Source organism: Mycoplasma phocoeninasale, assembly GCF_012934885.1.
GTDB lineage: Bacteria > Bacillota_I > Bacilli_A > Mycoplasmatales > Metamycoplasmataceae > Metamycoplasma > Metamycoplasma phocoeninasale.
The window spans coordinates 721,537-737,787 of the sequence record NZ_CP051480.1; the positions used below are offsets into that span (position 1 = coordinate 721,537).

General features: G+C 28.8%; 17 protein-coding genes. 13 read left to right on the forward strand and 4 right to left on the reverse strand.

The features are described from left to right. Positions 1–96: 96 nt before the first annotated feature. From HGG64_RS02920 to ligA, 6 genes are all read left to right on the forward strand, one after another. On the forward strand, positions 97–771 hold the full coding sequence (locus HGG64_RS02920; protein WP_169580457.1) for a deoxynucleoside kinase: 675 nt from the start codon (positions 97–99) through the stop codon (positions 769–771). Beyond that, positions 746–1,288 carry a hypoxanthine phosphoribosyltransferase gene (gene hpt / locus HGG64_RS02925; RefSeq protein ID WP_169580458.1) on the forward strand — a complete coding sequence of 181 codons (543 nt, stop codon included), beginning with the start codon at positions 746–748 and terminating at the stop codon, positions 1,286–1,288. Before HGG64_RS02920 ends, hpt begins: the two co-directional genes overlap by 26 nt. 63 nt (positions 1,289–1,351) lie before the next feature. After that, positions 1,352–2,149: an energy-coupling factor transporter ATPase gene (locus HGG64_RS02930; protein WP_169580459.1), complete on the forward strand. Its 798-nt coding sequence runs from the start codon at positions 1,352–1,354 to the stop codon at positions 2,147–2,149. Beyond that, complete coding sequence (locus HGG64_RS02935; RefSeq protein WP_169580460.1) at positions 2,140–3,180, forward strand: ATP-binding cassette domain-containing protein; 1,041 nt, start codon at positions 2,140–2,142, stop codon at positions 3,178–3,180. Before HGG64_RS02930 ends, HGG64_RS02935 begins: the two co-directional genes overlap by 10 nt. Beyond that, positions 3,173–4,117, forward strand: coding sequence for an energy-coupling factor transporter transmembrane component T family protein (locus HGG64_RS02940; protein WP_169580461.1), 945 nt, complete (start codon positions 3,173–3,175; stop codon positions 4,115–4,117). Before HGG64_RS02935 ends, HGG64_RS02940 begins: the two co-directional genes overlap by 8 nt. Positions 4,118–4,120: 3 nt before the next feature. Then, positions 4,121–6,130: an NAD-dependent DNA ligase LigA gene (gene ligA, locus HGG64_RS02945; RefSeq protein WP_169580462.1), complete on the forward strand. Its 2,010-nt coding sequence runs from the start codon at positions 4,121–4,123 to the stop codon at positions 6,128–6,130. Here the strand turns inward: ligA and HGG64_RS02950 are convergent. The 3 genes from HGG64_RS02950 to HGG64_RS02960 form a co-directional block, all read right to left on the reverse strand. Further along, the gene (locus tag HGG64_RS02950; RefSeq protein WP_420813315.1) at positions 6,108–7,457 is read right to left on the reverse strand and encodes an MAG0480 family ComEC-like protein; all 1,350 of its coding nucleotides are present in this window, start codon (positions 7,455–7,457) and stop codon (positions 6,108–6,110) included. The genes ligA and HGG64_RS02950 overlap by 23 nt on opposite strands. Then, entirely contained in the window at positions 7,382–7,900 is a 519-nt protein-coding gene (locus HGG64_RS02955) for an MAG0490 family ComEA-like DNA-binding protein (RefSeq protein ID WP_169580464.1), read from the reverse strand. Before HGG64_RS02955 ends, HGG64_RS02950 begins: the two co-directional genes overlap by 76 nt. A gap of 176 nt (positions 7,901–8,076) precedes the next feature. Continuing rightward, a complete protein-coding gene (locus HGG64_RS02960) occupies positions 8,077–8,814 on the reverse strand; it encodes a YebC/PmpR family DNA-binding transcriptional regulator (protein ID WP_169580465.1) in 738 nt (245 codons plus the stop codon). A 96-nt stretch (positions 8,815–8,910) separates the two neighbouring features. Between HGG64_RS02960 and holA the strand changes: the two genes are divergently transcribed. From holA to msrB, 7 genes are all read left to right on the forward strand, one after another. Then, positions 8,911–9,870, forward strand: a complete 960-nt coding sequence (gene holA, locus HGG64_RS02965) for a DNA polymerase III subunit delta (RefSeq protein WP_169580466.1) — start codon at positions 8,911–8,913, stop codon at positions 9,868–9,870. Positions 9,871–9,879: 9 nt separating this feature from the next. Next, positions 9,880–11,421 carry an alpha-amylase family glycosyl hydrolase gene (locus HGG64_RS02970; protein ID WP_169580467.1) on the forward strand — a complete coding sequence of 514 codons (1,542 nt, stop codon included), beginning with the start codon at positions 9,880–9,882 and terminating at the stop codon, positions 11,419–11,421. 78 nt (positions 11,422–11,499) lie between these two features. Beyond that, complete coding sequence (locus HGG64_RS02975; protein WP_169580468.1) at positions 11,500–12,066, forward strand: MHJ_0274 family protein; 567 nt, start codon at positions 11,500–11,502, stop codon at positions 12,064–12,066. Beyond that, complete coding sequence (pgsA, locus tag HGG64_RS02980; protein WP_169580469.1) at positions 12,059–12,964, forward strand: CDP-diacylglycerol--glycerol-3-phosphate 3-phosphatidyltransferase; 906 nt, start codon at positions 12,059–12,061, stop codon at positions 12,962–12,964. The genes HGG64_RS02975 and pgsA overlap by 8 nt, the downstream gene beginning before the upstream one ends. 92 nt (positions 12,965–13,056) lie before the next feature. After that, positions 13,057–13,209, forward strand: a complete 153-nt coding sequence (gene rpmG, locus HGG64_RS02985; protein WP_169580470.1) for a 50S ribosomal protein L33 — start codon at positions 13,057–13,059, stop codon at positions 13,207–13,209. Positions 13,210–13,226: 17 nt separating this feature from the next. Next, complete coding sequence (locus HGG64_RS02990) at positions 13,227–14,261, forward strand: aminopeptidase P family protein (protein ID WP_169580471.1); 1,035 nt, start codon at positions 13,227–13,229, stop codon at positions 14,259–14,261. Positions 14,262–14,388: 127 nt separating this feature from the next. Then, complete coding sequence (msrB, locus tag HGG64_RS02995) at positions 14,389–15,345, forward strand: peptide-methionine (R)-S-oxide reductase MsrB (RefSeq protein WP_169580472.1); 957 nt, start codon at positions 14,389–14,391, stop codon at positions 15,343–15,345. Positions 15,346–15,375: 30 nt separating this feature from the next. On the opposite strand, the gene HGG64_RS03000 is transcribed toward msrB, so the two are convergent. Continuing rightward, on the reverse strand, positions 15,376–16,245 hold the full coding sequence (locus HGG64_RS03000) for a deoxyribonuclease IV (RefSeq protein WP_169580473.1): 870 nt from the start codon (positions 16,243–16,245) through the stop codon (positions 15,376–15,378). Between the last annotated feature and the right edge of the window lie 6 nt (positions 16,246–16,251).

A 16,251-nucleotide genomic window follows, 5' to 3' on the forward strand; every position in this document is an offset into this window, starting at 1 on the left:
TTCTTCGATAGTTAAAAAGGCATAAAACATGATGTGCCTTTTTATTTTTTTATGTAAAATATAAAACAATAATTTTAATAAACAAGGAGAATAAAAATGATTATAGGAATAAGTGGTATGATAGCCGCCGGTAAAAGTAGCTTGTCAGAAAAACTTCACAAACATTATAAAGATTCATACATGTTACATGAATTTGATGAAAATGATGAGGTATTTAATACTTTTTTGAAATGACTTTATGAGAAAAAACCTAATCTAACTATCGGTTTTCAATCTTACATTGTTGAAAATCATTCGGCAAAATTTATTGAAATGTTAAAAAAATTTGAATATGAAGGTCAAAATATTTCCAAAAAACACATATTTTTAGATAGATTTTCAGTTGAACACTACGTCTTTGCCAAGCTAATTTTAAAAGAAAAAGAACCTCGTTACTTAGAAGCTTATGATGCGCTGTTTGAAAAATTAATTACAAGAAGCGAATTGCCTGATTTAGCAATTTTTCTAGATATAAATTTTGATTCATTTAAAAAACGCATTTTCGAACGTGGCAGAAAATCGGAAATTGATAATTGAAATGAAAATTATGAATATTTTAAGAAACTACATGAAAATTATTTAGAAATATTTAAGGAAATATCAAATAAATTTGACTTAAATTATGTGATAATTGATACAAATAATCTATCAGAAGAGCAAGTATTAGCAAAAGCGGTAGAAATAATTGAAGAGGAGTCTTTAAAATATGAAAATAGATCCACGAATCGATAAAGTTCTATTTGACCAAGAAACTTTAGAAAAGCGAATAGCTGAATTGGCAGTTTGAGTAAATGAAGAGTACAAAGATTCAAAGAATCTAATTTTAGTTGGTCTGTTAAAGGGCTGTTTGCCATTTATGGCGCAATTAATGAAAGGCATATCAGTTGATTTTATAATTGACTTTATGATAACCAGCTCATATGAAGGGACAGATAAATCATCTGGCAATGTCAAAATTGTCTTAGACATGATTAATAACGTCGAAGATAAAGATGTTTTAATTGTTGAAGATATTGTAGACACGGCTAGAACAATGGACAAAGTAGTATCAATGCTAAAATCAAGAAACCCCAAATCATTGAAAGTGTTAACACTACTGAATAAACCAAGTAACCGTATTGTGGATTTTGAACCTGATAATTACGGTTTCCTTATTAAAAAAGAGGATTTTGTTGTTGGCTTTGGATTTGATTGAGATGAAAAGATGCGGCAACTGCCTTATATCGGAACAATGAAGCTTGAAAAATAGCTTTTTATTTTATTTTTTATAAAAAAATCAATTTAAGTTATTAGATATTATAATTATAACGTTATGATAGAAGTAAAAAAATTATGCTATAAATATCCGGGTTCGCCACGGTTTGCTTTGAATGAAGTTAATCTGAAAATTGAAGATGGACAATACGTGGCAATTTTAGGACATAATGGTTCAGGTAAGAGTACATTTTCAAAAATTTTATCGGCAATTTATAAATCAACATCCGGAAAAGTTCTAATTGATGGACTAGAAATTAATTCTGAAAATCTTAAGGAAATTCGAAAAAAAATTGGGATAGTTTTTCAAAACCCAGATAATCAATTTATCGGTTCTACCGTTGAGGATGATATTGCATTTGGGCTTGAGAATAAACAAATGACATATGAAGAAATGCATGAGATTGTTTTAAAATATGCAGATGAAGTAGGTATGTTAGATCAATTAGAACGTGAACCTCAAAATTTATCAGGTGGTCAGAAGCAAAGAGTTGCTATTGCTTCTACCTTGGCACTAAATCCAGATATTATTATCTTTGATGAAATTACTTCTATGCTTGATCCCAAAGGTCGAAATGATATTTACAAAATAATTCACAATTTACATAAAACAACAAACAAAACTTTGATTTCAATAACACATGACATGGACGAAGCCTTATTGGCTGATAAATTAATAGTTTTTTCAGGAGGAGAGGTTATTGCTCAAGGAAAACCAATTGAGATATTAAACAATAAAGAGATTATTAAAATTGCTAAAATCGACTCACCATTTATTTATAAATTGAGTGAAATGATTGAAGGAATTAATCCAACATATGATCCGGAGGAGCTTATTAAACAATTATGCAAATAAAAGTTGAAAATATATCAAAAGAATATAATAAAGGCCTCCCTACATACATAAAGGTTTTAAATGATGTCTCTGTTGAAATCAATGAAAATGAGGCAATTTCAATTATTGGTCCAACCGGTTCTGGGAAAACCACTCTAATTGAACATTTTAATGCTCTTTTAACCCCCGAATCAGGAAAGATTGTTTTTAAAGAGGTTCCCTTTATTCAAAAACTAAAAAAACCACTTAGACCAAAAAAATCAAATTTCTCTTCAAATGAAGAATATTTTCAAAGCTTAGATAGATATAAAATTGAATTAAAGAAATTTTTAGAAGTTCCGAAATATGAGAGAGTGGAAATTATCAAAACTGACATAGAAATTTCTAAAACAATTAAGAGAATTAAAAAGGTTAAATCTCTTCGAAAACAAGTTGGAGTTGTCTTCCAATTTGCTGAATATCAACTCTTTGAATCAACAATTGAAAAAGACATTATTTTTGGCCCTATTTCAATGGGTGTAAAAAAAGATAAAGCAAAAGAGTTGGCCAGCAAATATTTAGAAATGGTTGGATTACCACTTGATTATTTGCAACGAAGTCCTTTTAATTTATCAGGAGGGCAGAAAAGGAGAGTTGCTCTTGCCGGTATCTTGGCAATGGAGCCACGTTTTCTTGTTTTAGATGAACCAACAGCTGGTTTAGACCCTCAAGGTGTTGAGGAGATGTTGCAGTTGTTTTATAATTTGTATAAAGAGGGTAAAACAATTGTAATTGTTACCCACGACTTAGATAATGCCTTGAAGTGAACAAATCGGACACTATTTGTAAAAGATGGACAAATCATTAGAGATGGCGATACTTATGAAATCTTGAATGACCAGGAAATGTTGATAAAGAACAATTTAATTCCAACTAAGTTATTGTCATTTGTTGCTAAATTGAAGGAAAATAACATTGATGTCGGGAAAGTTACTAGCATTGATGAATTAGGTAATAAATTAAATGAATATGCAAAGAATAGAAAACTAAAAAGGAGGGATAAACATGAATAAGGCTATTATTGGTAAATATCTAAATCTTGAAACTCCTATTCACAAATTAGATCCTCGACTTAAGTTTTTATCAAATATTCTATTTATTGTATTATTTTTTATTGCCGACCACTTCATAACACTAATTATCTTGACGGTTTTTATGATGGTTGTGTACATCATCGCAACTAAGTCAATTAAATCATGTTTTTCTAAGCTAAAATTACCACTGTATATTGCCATATTTTTGCTTATTGTCAACATGCTTACAGTTAAAGGTGCTGCGACATCTTCTAATGGCGAATTTATTCCATTGGGATCAGAAGCGAACGTCGATTCCTATGTTTACTATCGCGGTAAAACAATTATTAATACAATCTATTGAGCACCATTTGGACAAGATAAAATTTTTCAATTATCAAAATTCACAATCTTTAGAACTATTTCAATTTTTATAAGAATCTATGGCGTTATCTTAACAACCACGATTCTAACTGTATCAACAAAACCAGTGCTATTAACAAGAGCAATTAACGATTTACTTTATCCACTAAAATTAATTAAAATCCCAACCGAAATTATTACCATGATAATTTCAATTGCATTAAGATTTATTCCCACACTTTTAGAAGAATCTGGAAGAATTATGAAAGCACAATCAAGCCGGGGAATTGACTTTAAAAATGGTAACATTAAAGATAAAATGAAATCATTTATTGTTTTAATAGTTCCAATCTTTGTTTCATCATTTACGAAAGCTAATGACTTAGCTGACGCAATGACATCTCGTGGTTATGAACCATATTCAAAAAGAAGCTACTACCGTCAACTTCTACCCGGTTGAAGAAATATGGTTGCAATTCTATTTATCATGCTTCTAACTGCTTTTGTTATAACATGTCAATTAGATGTTGTCAATCTGCCATCTTGATGATTAGCAACATTTCAAAGGGTTTAAAAAATGGAAGACAAACAAAAAAACGAAATTCGTAAACAAGTTTTTGAACTAAGAGAAAAAATTGATAAATGAGATAAAGAATATTACGACTTAGATAATCCTGAAGTTCCCGATTCAGTTTATGATCTTGAATTTAACAAACTTAAGAAAATGGAAGAGCAATATGCTCACTATTTTTCTTATGAGGAGATAAAATCTTCTCCAACACAAAAAATTAACTCAACACCATTAAGTATTTTTCAAAAAGTTTACCATGAAAGTGCTATGCTTTCATTAAATAAAGCTTACTCGATTGATGAAATCAAAAAATTCATTGATAATATCGCAAAGATAACTAATGAATTTAGTTTTTTCATAGAACCAAAAATAGATGGTATTTCTATTTCAATTAAATATAAAGATGGTAAACTATTTCAAGCTTTGACACGAGGGGATGGTAAAGTTGGCGAAGACGTAACGGAAAATGTTTTGCAGATAAAAGATATTCCAAAAACTATTAACTATTTTAACGATTTAGAAGTTAGGGGAGAAATTTATCTATCAATTGAAGAATTTAACAATTTAAATAAAGATTTAGAATCAAAAGGAAAAACAAAACTGGCGAATCCAAGAAACGCAGCTGCTGGAACATTGAGGCAGCTCAATTCTGAAATTGTTAAAGAAAGAAAATTATCGGCATTTTTATACTATATAGTTAATCCGCTTGATCACAACATTGAGACAATGAAACAATCATTTGAATTTTTAAATTCACTAGGTTTCAAAATTTCAAAAGAAGCAAAACATGTAAATAGTGTTGAAGAAATTGAAGAGTATATAAAAGAATTTAAAAATATTAAACAATTATTAAATTATGAAACTGACGGAATAGTCATAAAACTAAATGAAATAAAATATTACAATAAGCTTGGATCCACTTCGAAATTTCCGCATTCAGCTATTGCTTTCAAATATGAACCGGATACAGCGATAACGGTTCTAAAAAAGATTTTTATTACCACAGGTAGAACAGGATTAATAACTTATAATGCCTTACTTGAACCAGTTGAATTATCTGGTAGCTTAGTTAGTTATGCCACACTAAATAATTTTCAATATATTGAAGATTTGAATCTCAATGAAAACGATTTAGTATATGTTAAAAAAGCAGGGGAAATTATTCCGTGTGTTATTGGCCTTGCGTCAAAAAAGGATAAGGACAATAGTACTCGATTTAAGAAATTTTTATTTTGTCCTTATTGTAATTTCCCGCTAGAGGATTCTAGTTCACAACTTGAACAATTTTGTACTAATGCTAACTGTCCAGAAATTAATCGTCGAAAATTAATTCATTTTTGTTCAAAAGATGCAATGGATATCACCATGCTTGGAGAGAAAAATATTGAGCTTTTGCTAGAAAATCATTTGCTTTCTACTCCCGCCGATATATATGAGCTTAAAAGTCATAAAGATGAACTTGTCAATTTAGCAAGACTTGGTAACAAATCAGTTTTAAAAATTTTAGATGCTATTGAAGAAACAAAGACTAAATCACTTGAAAGATTAATTTTTGGTTTATCAATCAAATTGATTGGCGCTAAAGTAGCCAAATTAATTGCCTCAGAAGTTAAAGAGTTTAGTAACTTTCTTTCCTTCGATTTTTTGAGTTTGCTGAAATACAATGAAATTGGTGATAAAGTAACAAACTCAATTATTGAATGAATTAAAATTGAAGATAATGCAAAACTAGTAAATAGTTTATTAGCTAAAGGTCTCAATTTAAAATATATCAATAATGCTAAAAATACCAAATTTCAAAATTTTTCTTTTGTAATTACTGGCGTTCTTTCGAAGCCGAGAAGTTACTTTGAAGAATTAATTATTGTTAATGGTGGATTGGTTAAAAATTCAATTTCCTCTAAAACAACTTATTTACTAGCAGGTGATGATGCTGGATCGAAACTTGCTAAAGCAAACAATCTTGGAATAAAAATAATTAATGAAGAAGAATTTAATGAATTAATGCAGGATTAAAAATCCGCATTTTTTTTATTAGCAATTTGACTTCATATAATTCATATCAACAAAAACTAAAAATTACTGCTAAAAAAGGAATTTTAATCCCATTAATAAAGTAAACGCCTTTGTGAATTAAGTTGATAAAAGCTTCTAGGAAAACAAAGTAGTAGTAATTTAAATAAATCGTTCACCATAGTAGCAATGAAAAAGCATATGAAAACACTGCAACTGGTAAAAATAGAAATTGATATATAAACCCCAAAACATTAATTTTATCATTGATTGAAAGTGTGATTAGCATTGAAAAAACATAAGCAGTAAGCAAGATTAATAAGTTTTTAATTCAACTTTGCTTTATAAAGCTAAAAACTTCGATTGCTATAAAGATTATCATTGTTATTCCATATGATAGAATGAATGCCAAGCTGAAGATGCTTGTTATATCAAACAGCACAGTAATTAGTGCTGTTATTGAGAGTATCGATAGGTTTGGCATTTTATTTTTTAAATAAAGTTTATTTATTGAAAAGATAAAAATAAAAATAAAAGCCCTTGTTGCACTAATTGGAAAATTCAGAACAATTAAGTAAATTAATAGTAAAATAATCGCAACAAAATAAGAAATTTTATGTTTCTTGAACAAGTAGTGTATAGTTAAGAAAATAATTCCAAAATGAAAGCCACTAACAGTAAAATAATGAAAAATATTCAATTCTTTTAATTTGATGATTGTTGGATCTTTATTGTCGTATATATTTAACAAAATTAAAAATAGATATTTTTTCACAATAGGCTGATGATATTCCAAATTCATGATTGGTATTTTTTCAATATTGATGTTGCCAGGCTCGAATTTAAGTTGCAAAAAAGTTCCTTGGCTAAGATTAAATGAATTTAAATTTTTAATAATATTTAATTTTCCACTTGCTGTGATTTTATAATGCGAGTATACATTATTTTCTATTTGAATGTTATTGATTAAAATTTTTAAATTTTTAAATTTTGTAATAATTGAATTATCATATATTCTAATAACATTCATTTGTCCATTGAATTCGAAACTATCATAACTACTTATAGTACTTTTAAAGATCAAAAAAGCCATTAAGAAAAATAAGGCAAATCAAAGTGTTAAAACTCAATATTTTCAATTTAAGAAATTAATTATTGATATTAAAAAAAATAGGGTGATAAAAATTGGCAATTGAATTTCTCACAGAAGTAGTAAGAATATTATTGCAGCAATTGTTGATGAGACAAAAGAATTTATAAAAGTATATTGTTTTGTAAAAGTTTTAATGTTTTCTCTCCTATTCCATCAATTTTTTCAATATTTTCTCATGTTGTGTTGTAGTTATTATCCACCAAATGGGCAATAATTAACCCGGCTATTTTTTTTCTTACTCCAATGCTAATTAAATCATTGACATTTTTAAATTCCTTGACACTTTTTTTAATATTTTTAACTAGACGAATGTAAATCTTTTGATTATCCTTTAATATTTCTGTTCGGTTAATATTGCTTAGATTAGCACCATATTTTGGTTTGCTCTTAATTAAGAGATCATTTAATGTTGATCCTAGCTTTAGTGTGTAATCACCTGGATAGAAAACGGCACCATCAATTCTAACGGTAATATACATTGTTTCGTTGCTCCTATCGTCTTTTGAATTCACTTTGTTAAGTGAAAAGAAATTGCCATTAATTGCAATCGATGATAATATAATCATTGAAGAAACAACGAAGCCAACAGCTATAAAAATAATTTTTTTGTTCTTTCCCATAATCTTCCTTTTTATATTATTAATTTTTGTGATGCCAAAAGATTCTTTTTGTGAAAAAAATAATAAAAAAATAAGATTTCTAGAATTTAAATTGATTCACTATATTGCTAATTTAATTTTATAAAAAAATAAAAAATCACAGAACCTACTGTGATTAGCTTTTATTTTAGTCGAATTTATTCACTAATGGGATTAGCATTATGTCATACTTCTTGTATATCTTCGTCATCTTCTAAATCATCGACAAAATTTTCGATTTGATTAAATTTTTCTTCGTTTACATCCATTTTTGAATTAGGAATGTATGTTACTTCGGCCGTTAAATAGTTTTCAATTTTGAAATTTTCATCAAGTGCTTGCTTAAGTTTTTGAAAATTAGAAGGTTCAGTTATGATAGTATAAACATCATCTTCATTAATAAAATCTGAAGCCCCCAATTCTAGGGAAGCCATCATTACCTCTTCTTCATCTGCTAGATTATTAGAAAACTCAATTAATCCCTTTTGATCAAAAACATAAGGGATTGTTCCTTGTTTTCCTAGTTGACCATTGTGCTTATTAAAATAATGCTTAATATTCGATGCTAAACGGTTGAAATTATCAGTTAAACAACTAACTAGAAAATTAACTCCACCGAATGCTGTTCCTGAATATAGATAACCTTGAAAATTAGCACCTTCTTTTGATCCACCAGCAACCTTTGAAATTGCCTTTTCAATATTTGATTTAGGCATGCTCTTAGCTTTAGCCTTTGCAATTGCTAATTTTAGACTTGGATTAGAATCGGGATCTGGGCCTCCTAGTGTTGCTGCCACAATAATTTCTTTTGAAAACTTTTGAAAAAGTTTGCTTCGTTTAGCATCCATTGCTGCCTTATGATTTTTGGTTGTCGCTCATTTTGAATGTCCTGACATATTATTCTCCTAATAAATTTGCTGTTGTAAATAATTAATGGTTATTATATCAAAAAAATAGTCGAGTATATTTAAGAATTGATTATAATAAGGTATATGTATTTGATTAAAGGAAATGAAAATTATTTTATTAAACTTGAAATTAAGAAAATAATTGATAAATTAAAAAAAGAGCACAATAACTTAGAGATTCACACATTTTTTCAATCGATTAATCTACAAGAATTGTCTGATGTACTTTTCAATTCAGATATTTTTAGTACACCGAAAGTAATTATTGTTGAAAATCCTGATTTTTTTAATAGCAAAATTAAAATTAATCATGATAAAGTTAGTGATTTTTTATTTTTTTTAAAAAATGAAATTGATACTAACACAATTATTTTTACTCAAGATATTCAAAAATATGATAGGAATTTTAGCCCATCTTCGGTTTTTAAAGAAATTGAAAAGCAAGCTAAAATAGTTGAAGTTAATAAAATTGCCGATAGAGATTTGGCCAAATATATTAAGAAGTTAGTTAAAGAAAAGGGTGGTGAAATTGATGAATATGCTCTATCACAATTTTTAACTGCTGTTCCTAATGATCTAACTTTAATTGAAAGTGAGATTGATAAACTTTTGTTACAAGATAGTCATATCACTGAGGCCATGATAATTAACGGTAATGTTGTTTCATCATCGAATACTGATTTTGCTTTTAGCGATGCGATTTTGAAGCAACTTTCAGCACAGATTATTCTTTTTCACTATAACGAACAATTAAATTACGGTGTTTCAGCCGCACAGATCATTTCACAAATTGCCAACATTTTTGTCACTGCTAAAAATATTGCTATTCTTAAATCTAACCGCTTTAGTCAAGAAGAAATTTCAAATGAGTTAAATATTCATATATACAGAGTAAAATTATTTCAAGAATTTCTTAATAAAATTACTACTGGCAAACTAAATTTCTTAATTCAGGAGTTAGCCAAACTTGAATTAGAAATCAAAAAGGGCAACATTGAAGAAGAGTTGGGATTGAAATGGTTTATGTTGAACCTAATTAGATAAGGAGATATTATGATACAAAATGCCACACCTCGAATTTTTCTATACGAAATTAAATTAGAAACCTTCTGCGATAGCAATGGTAGCAATTTTGGTGATTTTAATGGGCTTTTATCTAAACGAGATTATTTAAAAGATCTTAATATTAATGTTTTGGCAATTAATGACATTTTAAACCATTATCAAAATAAATTTGAATTGCAAGAAATTAAAAAGCGATATGGTTCGGTTTCCAATTTTGTATCATGTGTGCAAAAATTTCGTGAAAGCAATATTGAAATTGCGCCAATAATTGACATTAGCAAAATAAAGCAATCATATATCAACTTGAATAATATGCTTGACTTGTATGAGTTAAGTAACGATAATAAAAATGCCAAGAAATTAACAGCGCTAGACACTTATATTGTCAACGATAATGATAAAAACACAAGTCTTGATGTACTTTCAAATTTGATTAAATATCTTTCGAAAGTAGTTAGTTTTTATGCTCAATGCAAAATTAAAACCATTGTGATCTCAAATTTTGATTTTTTAATCGATAGAAACAACTTAGATGAGGCAAATAAATTTCAATTTTTACAAGACGTTTACCGAATCATCAAAAGAATTAACGTTGATATAACAATTATTTTAAAAAATTCTCATTTTAAAAAAACAATTTTCAATAAAATGCTTAAATTAGAACAGACATGTTTTGATTATCTTTATTTAAATTTCTTATCAAACAACCAATTGACTAATAACTTTAGAAAAGCTAAATTGCAAAAATTTAACTTTAATATCTTCATAAAGGAATACAAGCCATTTATTAACGATAAGCGAATCATTTTGGCTGTGGGAGCAGATCACCTTGGTAGAATAAATTCACGTTGGGGCAATGAACTTGGTTATATTTATGAATCGGCCAAAACTTTTTTAATGATATTGTTTGTCGCTCATAATTCAGTTGGAATCTATTACGGTGATGAATTAGGAATTCTCCGTGCTAAGGTTAGAAAAACTTATGATTTCAATAACGAAAATTACAATGAAGAGAAACGTTTTTATCAAGCTAATAATATTTCTAATGAAGAGTATTTTAGAGCACAATCATTTCAAAATAAATGAAGTTCATACACATGAATGCCATGAGATGAAATGAGTGGAATTAGTCGTAGCAATGAAAATCGAAATAGTTTAATTCTTAATCCAATAAAACTCAACATCACAAATGTTGACTATCAGCTTAAAACCCAAAGCAGTCCACTATTTTTCTTAAAGCAGTTATATGAATTTGTTTTTAATTCAAATTACGCGAAATTATTAGATGATTCAAGACTTAAAGTCAGTTCATGTAAAGACGGTATTGTCAAAGTTCAACATAAAATTTCTGATAATGTGACAATTCTTTTTGTTGTTAATTTAACATCAAAGCATTTAGCTTTTAAAAGAGATGATGAATATAAAATTATCTTGAGCACATATCACAATAAATTTTATTCTTCGGTTCCAAACAATTTATGTCCTTATGAAAGTTTAATTTTGATTAAAGAAAACGAAAATAATGCCTAAAGCAAAATTGCTTTAACGATAATTCGACTTTTCGAAATTATTAATATATAATTTAATTTCGATATATTAAGGAGTAACATGAATAATTCTTTAGCAAATTTTGCTGAAACAACTGAAGCTAAACCTTCTGGGGGAATTGGTAATTCAATTCTATATAGCTTGCTTGCAATTCTTCTTTTGGCATTGGTTGCTTACATTATCTGAAAGATTGTAAAGGGAAAAATATACAAAAAGCGCGCGGAAAAGGCCGAGAAGATTAAGGCCAAAAAAACTTTATCTTTATACTATGAATATATCTTAAGTTTTCAAGAAATTATCGAATTTACTCAAAAGGAATTAGAAAGTTTTATGAATGGTAGCTCAAAAAGAAAAATGGGCGAAATTAAGGAAGGCTCTAAAAAATTACTAGTGAAACTTGCTAATCGTAATGATTTTTCTAGTTCATTTTTAGAAAAAGATGAATATAAAACTTTTATTAAAAATGTTGAAAATATCAATTTAGTGCAATGTAATTTATGGGATAAAAAAATTCCTGAAACTTTGGAATTTTTCAAACAACAGTATGATGCTGTTCCTGAAGGAAATAAGAAATCAGAGTATTTAGAACTAGTTAGAAAGTCAATCGTGGAGAAATATTATGAATAAAAGCGTCAATAGTTCAAAATTAGAAGCTAAAAAAATAAAATCAAAATTTGGAATAGCAAATTGACTGACAGTGACAAGAATGCTAATTATGATTCCATTTATTTGTATTTTATCAGCTTCTTCAGCGCTAATTTTAAGTGGCGGAGGACCGTTTGCGTATTCTGGAATAAAAATTGTATCCGATAATAAACATTCATTATCATTGTCAATTATGTATTGACTTAATGTGGCTTTATTTATAGCGGCAATGATTACTGATTTTGTCGACGGATATTATGCCCGAAAGACTAATACTGTATCAGCATTCGGAAAGGTATTTGATCCGATTGCTGACAAAATCGCCACAACATTAATGATGATATTTTTAGCAATTGCTAACTATAGTTACTTGCCAATCGTTGTGCTATTTATTATTAGAGATATCATGGTTGATGGTTCAAGGGTATACGCTTCTAAAAAAGATATTAAAGTGGCAGCTAATTGATGAGGTAAGGTTAAAACAATCATTGTTTCTGCCGCGTTAATTATAGTGGCATTTGCTGGACCATGACTAGCCGGGGAAGCTTTAAAACCAAATGGTGATAAAAACTTAAAATTCTACGCCAACATTCCTTTAATTTTAGGTTTAATTATTGCCTGAATTAGTGGGATAATTTATATGTCTAAATACTTAAAGGGAATTAGAAATGCTCTTAATGAAGGCAGCCATACACCCGCTAAGTCAAATGCCGATGATTCAAACAACAAAAATACAACCTCATCTAGAGAAGAAACTGCCAAAAAAGTTGAAAGCGAAGATAACAAAGCAAGTAAAGAAATTAATAATCAAAACACTACTAACGTCCAAAAAGAACCAAAGACTGCTGACGAAATTGTTGATGATCCATTTTTTGATTAAAATAAGATTTTTATTATTAATAAACAATAAAACAAAAAACATTTATAATATTCAATATACTTAATTGATGATATTAAATAGGAGGTGCATGTATGCCAAGAGAAGGATTAACCTTAAGATGTGAAACTTGTAAAATGGAAAACTACATAACCAAGAAAAACAAGAAATTGCATCCTGATAAAATGGAAGTCACAAAATACTGTCCTAAATGTAATTCTCATACATCTCATAAAGAGAAAAAATAATTTAAAGAGGTAGAAAAATGCTAAAAACAAAACTAGAAGATATTTTTAAAGAAACCAAAATAGATGCAATTATTTCTATTTCTCCACAAACTCGTTTGTGATATGCAAATGTTCAAACTTCAGATGGATATTTAGTAATCGAACATGATAAAGCTCATCTTTTTGTTGATGGTAGATACATTGAATATGTAACTAAAAATGCAAAAAATGTGGAAGTTCACTTGTTAGAAGGGGAAAGTTTTAAAACTTTTTTAGCCAAAAAAAATTATCCAAAAATTGGTGTTGAAAAAGAATATGCAACTCTTGAGAACTTAGATTATTTAAAATCAATTTTGCCTAAATCAGAACAAATTTCATTATCAGCACAACAAATGAGAATTTTAAAAGATGAAGAAGAAATTGAAAAAATAAAAGAAGCATGTTTAATTTCTTTACAAGCTTTTGAAGAACTTAAAAAGGTGTTGATTGAAGGAATAACTGAACTTGAAGTTTCAAATAAATTAGGATATCTAATGCGACTATTTGGTGCTGAAAAAGAAAGTTTTGATACCATTGTTGCCTTTGGTTCAAATGCTGCTGAACCACACCATCACCCAACTAATAGAAAACTAAGTGATGGTGACATTGTTAAAATCGATTTTGGAGCTCAATTTAAAGGTTTTGCTAGTGATATCACTAGAACATTTTTCTTTGGAAAACCAAAAGAAAAAGAACTAGTTGAAATTCTAGAAATTGTAACGGAAGCACAAAAACTAGGAATTGAAGCTATTAAAGCTGGCATCGGTGCAAATGAAATTGATAAAATTTGTAGAGATTATATCGACAGCAAAGGATACGGAAAATTCTTTATCCATTCAACTGGTCATGGTGTTGGAATTGATGTTCATGAACTTCCTGGCGTTGGTCGTGGAAAAGAAAGCGTGACATTAGAAGAAGGCATGATTATAACCGTTGAGCCTGGAATATACGTTGAAGGACTTGGCGGTGCCAGAATCGAAGATACAATTTTAGTAACAAGTGAAGGTTATAAAATTTTGAGTAGCATGGAATAAATCCAACATTAAAAATATCTTAAGTCACTAAGATATTTTTTTATTATTTGTTTAATAAAAACTTTATAATTAATATGATTACTTTTCAAAAGTAATATGTTTAATAGAACAAAAAATGAGGAGTTTTATGACTAAAAAAATATATTTAGCAGGTGGATGTTTTTGAGGAATGGAAGCATATTTTTCAAAAATTAGAGGTGTAATTAGTACACAAGTGGGATACGCAAATGGAATTACCAATGAAACAAGCTACTATCAAATTAAAAACACCGATCACGCCGAAACTGTTGAAATCGAATATAATCCTAATGTGATAAATTTAGCTGAAATCTTAGAAAGATTTTTACTGCTAGTAAACCCATATTCAATTAATAAACAAGGTAATGATATCGGAAGACAATACCGAAGTGGGATTTACTATGTTGATGATTATAGTCGCAAATGTGCACTATTGACTTTAGAGATATATGAAAAGCAACACGACAATAAAAAAACAGTAATTGAAGTTCAAGAATTAAGGAACTTTATTGTTGCTGAAGAAAATCACCAAAGATACCTAGAAAAACATCCAGGTGGATACTGTCACATCAACTTAAGTAATTTATCAGTTCCACTTTCAAAATTTAAGAAGCTTCAAATAAATGAGATTGATAAATTAGGGTTAGATGAACTTTCGAAAAGTGTAATGTTAGAAAAGGCCACTGAAAGACCTTTTACATCTTATTTAAATGATGAAAAATCTATTGGTTTATTTGTTGATAAGATTAGTAAAGAAGCACTATTTATTAGCGATGATAAGTTTGATTCAGGATGTGGTTGACCTTCATTCACTAAAGGGATCACTACCGATTCAATTAGCTACAACCAAGACTTGTCACACAATATGAATCGTATTGAAACTACATCACGTATTCAAGATTCACACTTAGGCCATGTTTTCGAAGATGGTCCGAGAGCACGTGGTGGATTAAGATACTGCATTAATGGAGCAGCTTTGGATTTCATTCCTGTTGACAAATTAAAAAATAGCGTCTATGAAAATTATCTACCTTACTTCCAATCAGAAGTAGAAAAACACCAATAAAAAAATCTTACCGGTACGTCGGTAAGATTTTTAAAATAACTTTTCTTGTTCCTGTGTTCCATTAATTAGTTTGACGCCATCCAATAGCATTTCAATTTCTTGTTTATAAATTGGTTGATTGTTGACATAGGGAGTTTCAAGAATTATTGGTATGTTTTCGAAATCTTTATCAAAAACAAATTTCTTTAAGGTATTAAGACCAATAAAGCCGTTATTTAAATTAGCATGGCGGTCTTTTTTAGAACCTAGTTCATTTAATGAATCATTTAAGTGAATTACTTTAATATGTTTAAGGTAGTCATGTTTAATTAAATGAGATTTGAATTCTTCATAATTTTTAATATTATAGCCAGCATCTCAGACATGGCATGTATCAAGGCAGATTGCAACACGCTCACTATTGACCTCTTTAATTACTTTATCAATCTCTGAAAAAGAAGAACAGACTTGTGAACCCTTGCCGGCCATTGTTTCCAGGCAGATCACGACATCAGAAGTTAGTTCAATGATTCGCCTTAGGCTTTTCACTAAAGTATTCAAGGCCTCTTCTTTTGTAAACTCAGTTGATGAGCCAGGGTGTAATACTAAGTATTTTGCACCAATAGTATTCATTCTATTAATTTCAGACGCTAAAAAATCAACAGCAAATTTATATTTAGATGGACTAGAAGGATTAACAATGTATGGAGCGTGAACGACAATATTTTCAGAAGGAATTATTGAAGAATATTTTTTTAGATACTTATCATAATTGTACTGCGATGGATCAACTCTCATTGTGGTTTGCGGCGGACCCAAATAAATCATCATGGCATTGGCACCATTATCCAAACTCTCTTCGATTGCACTAATTAAGTAATCGGGTTTTTTAAATGAAATGTGACTTCCTAATTTAATCATAATTTT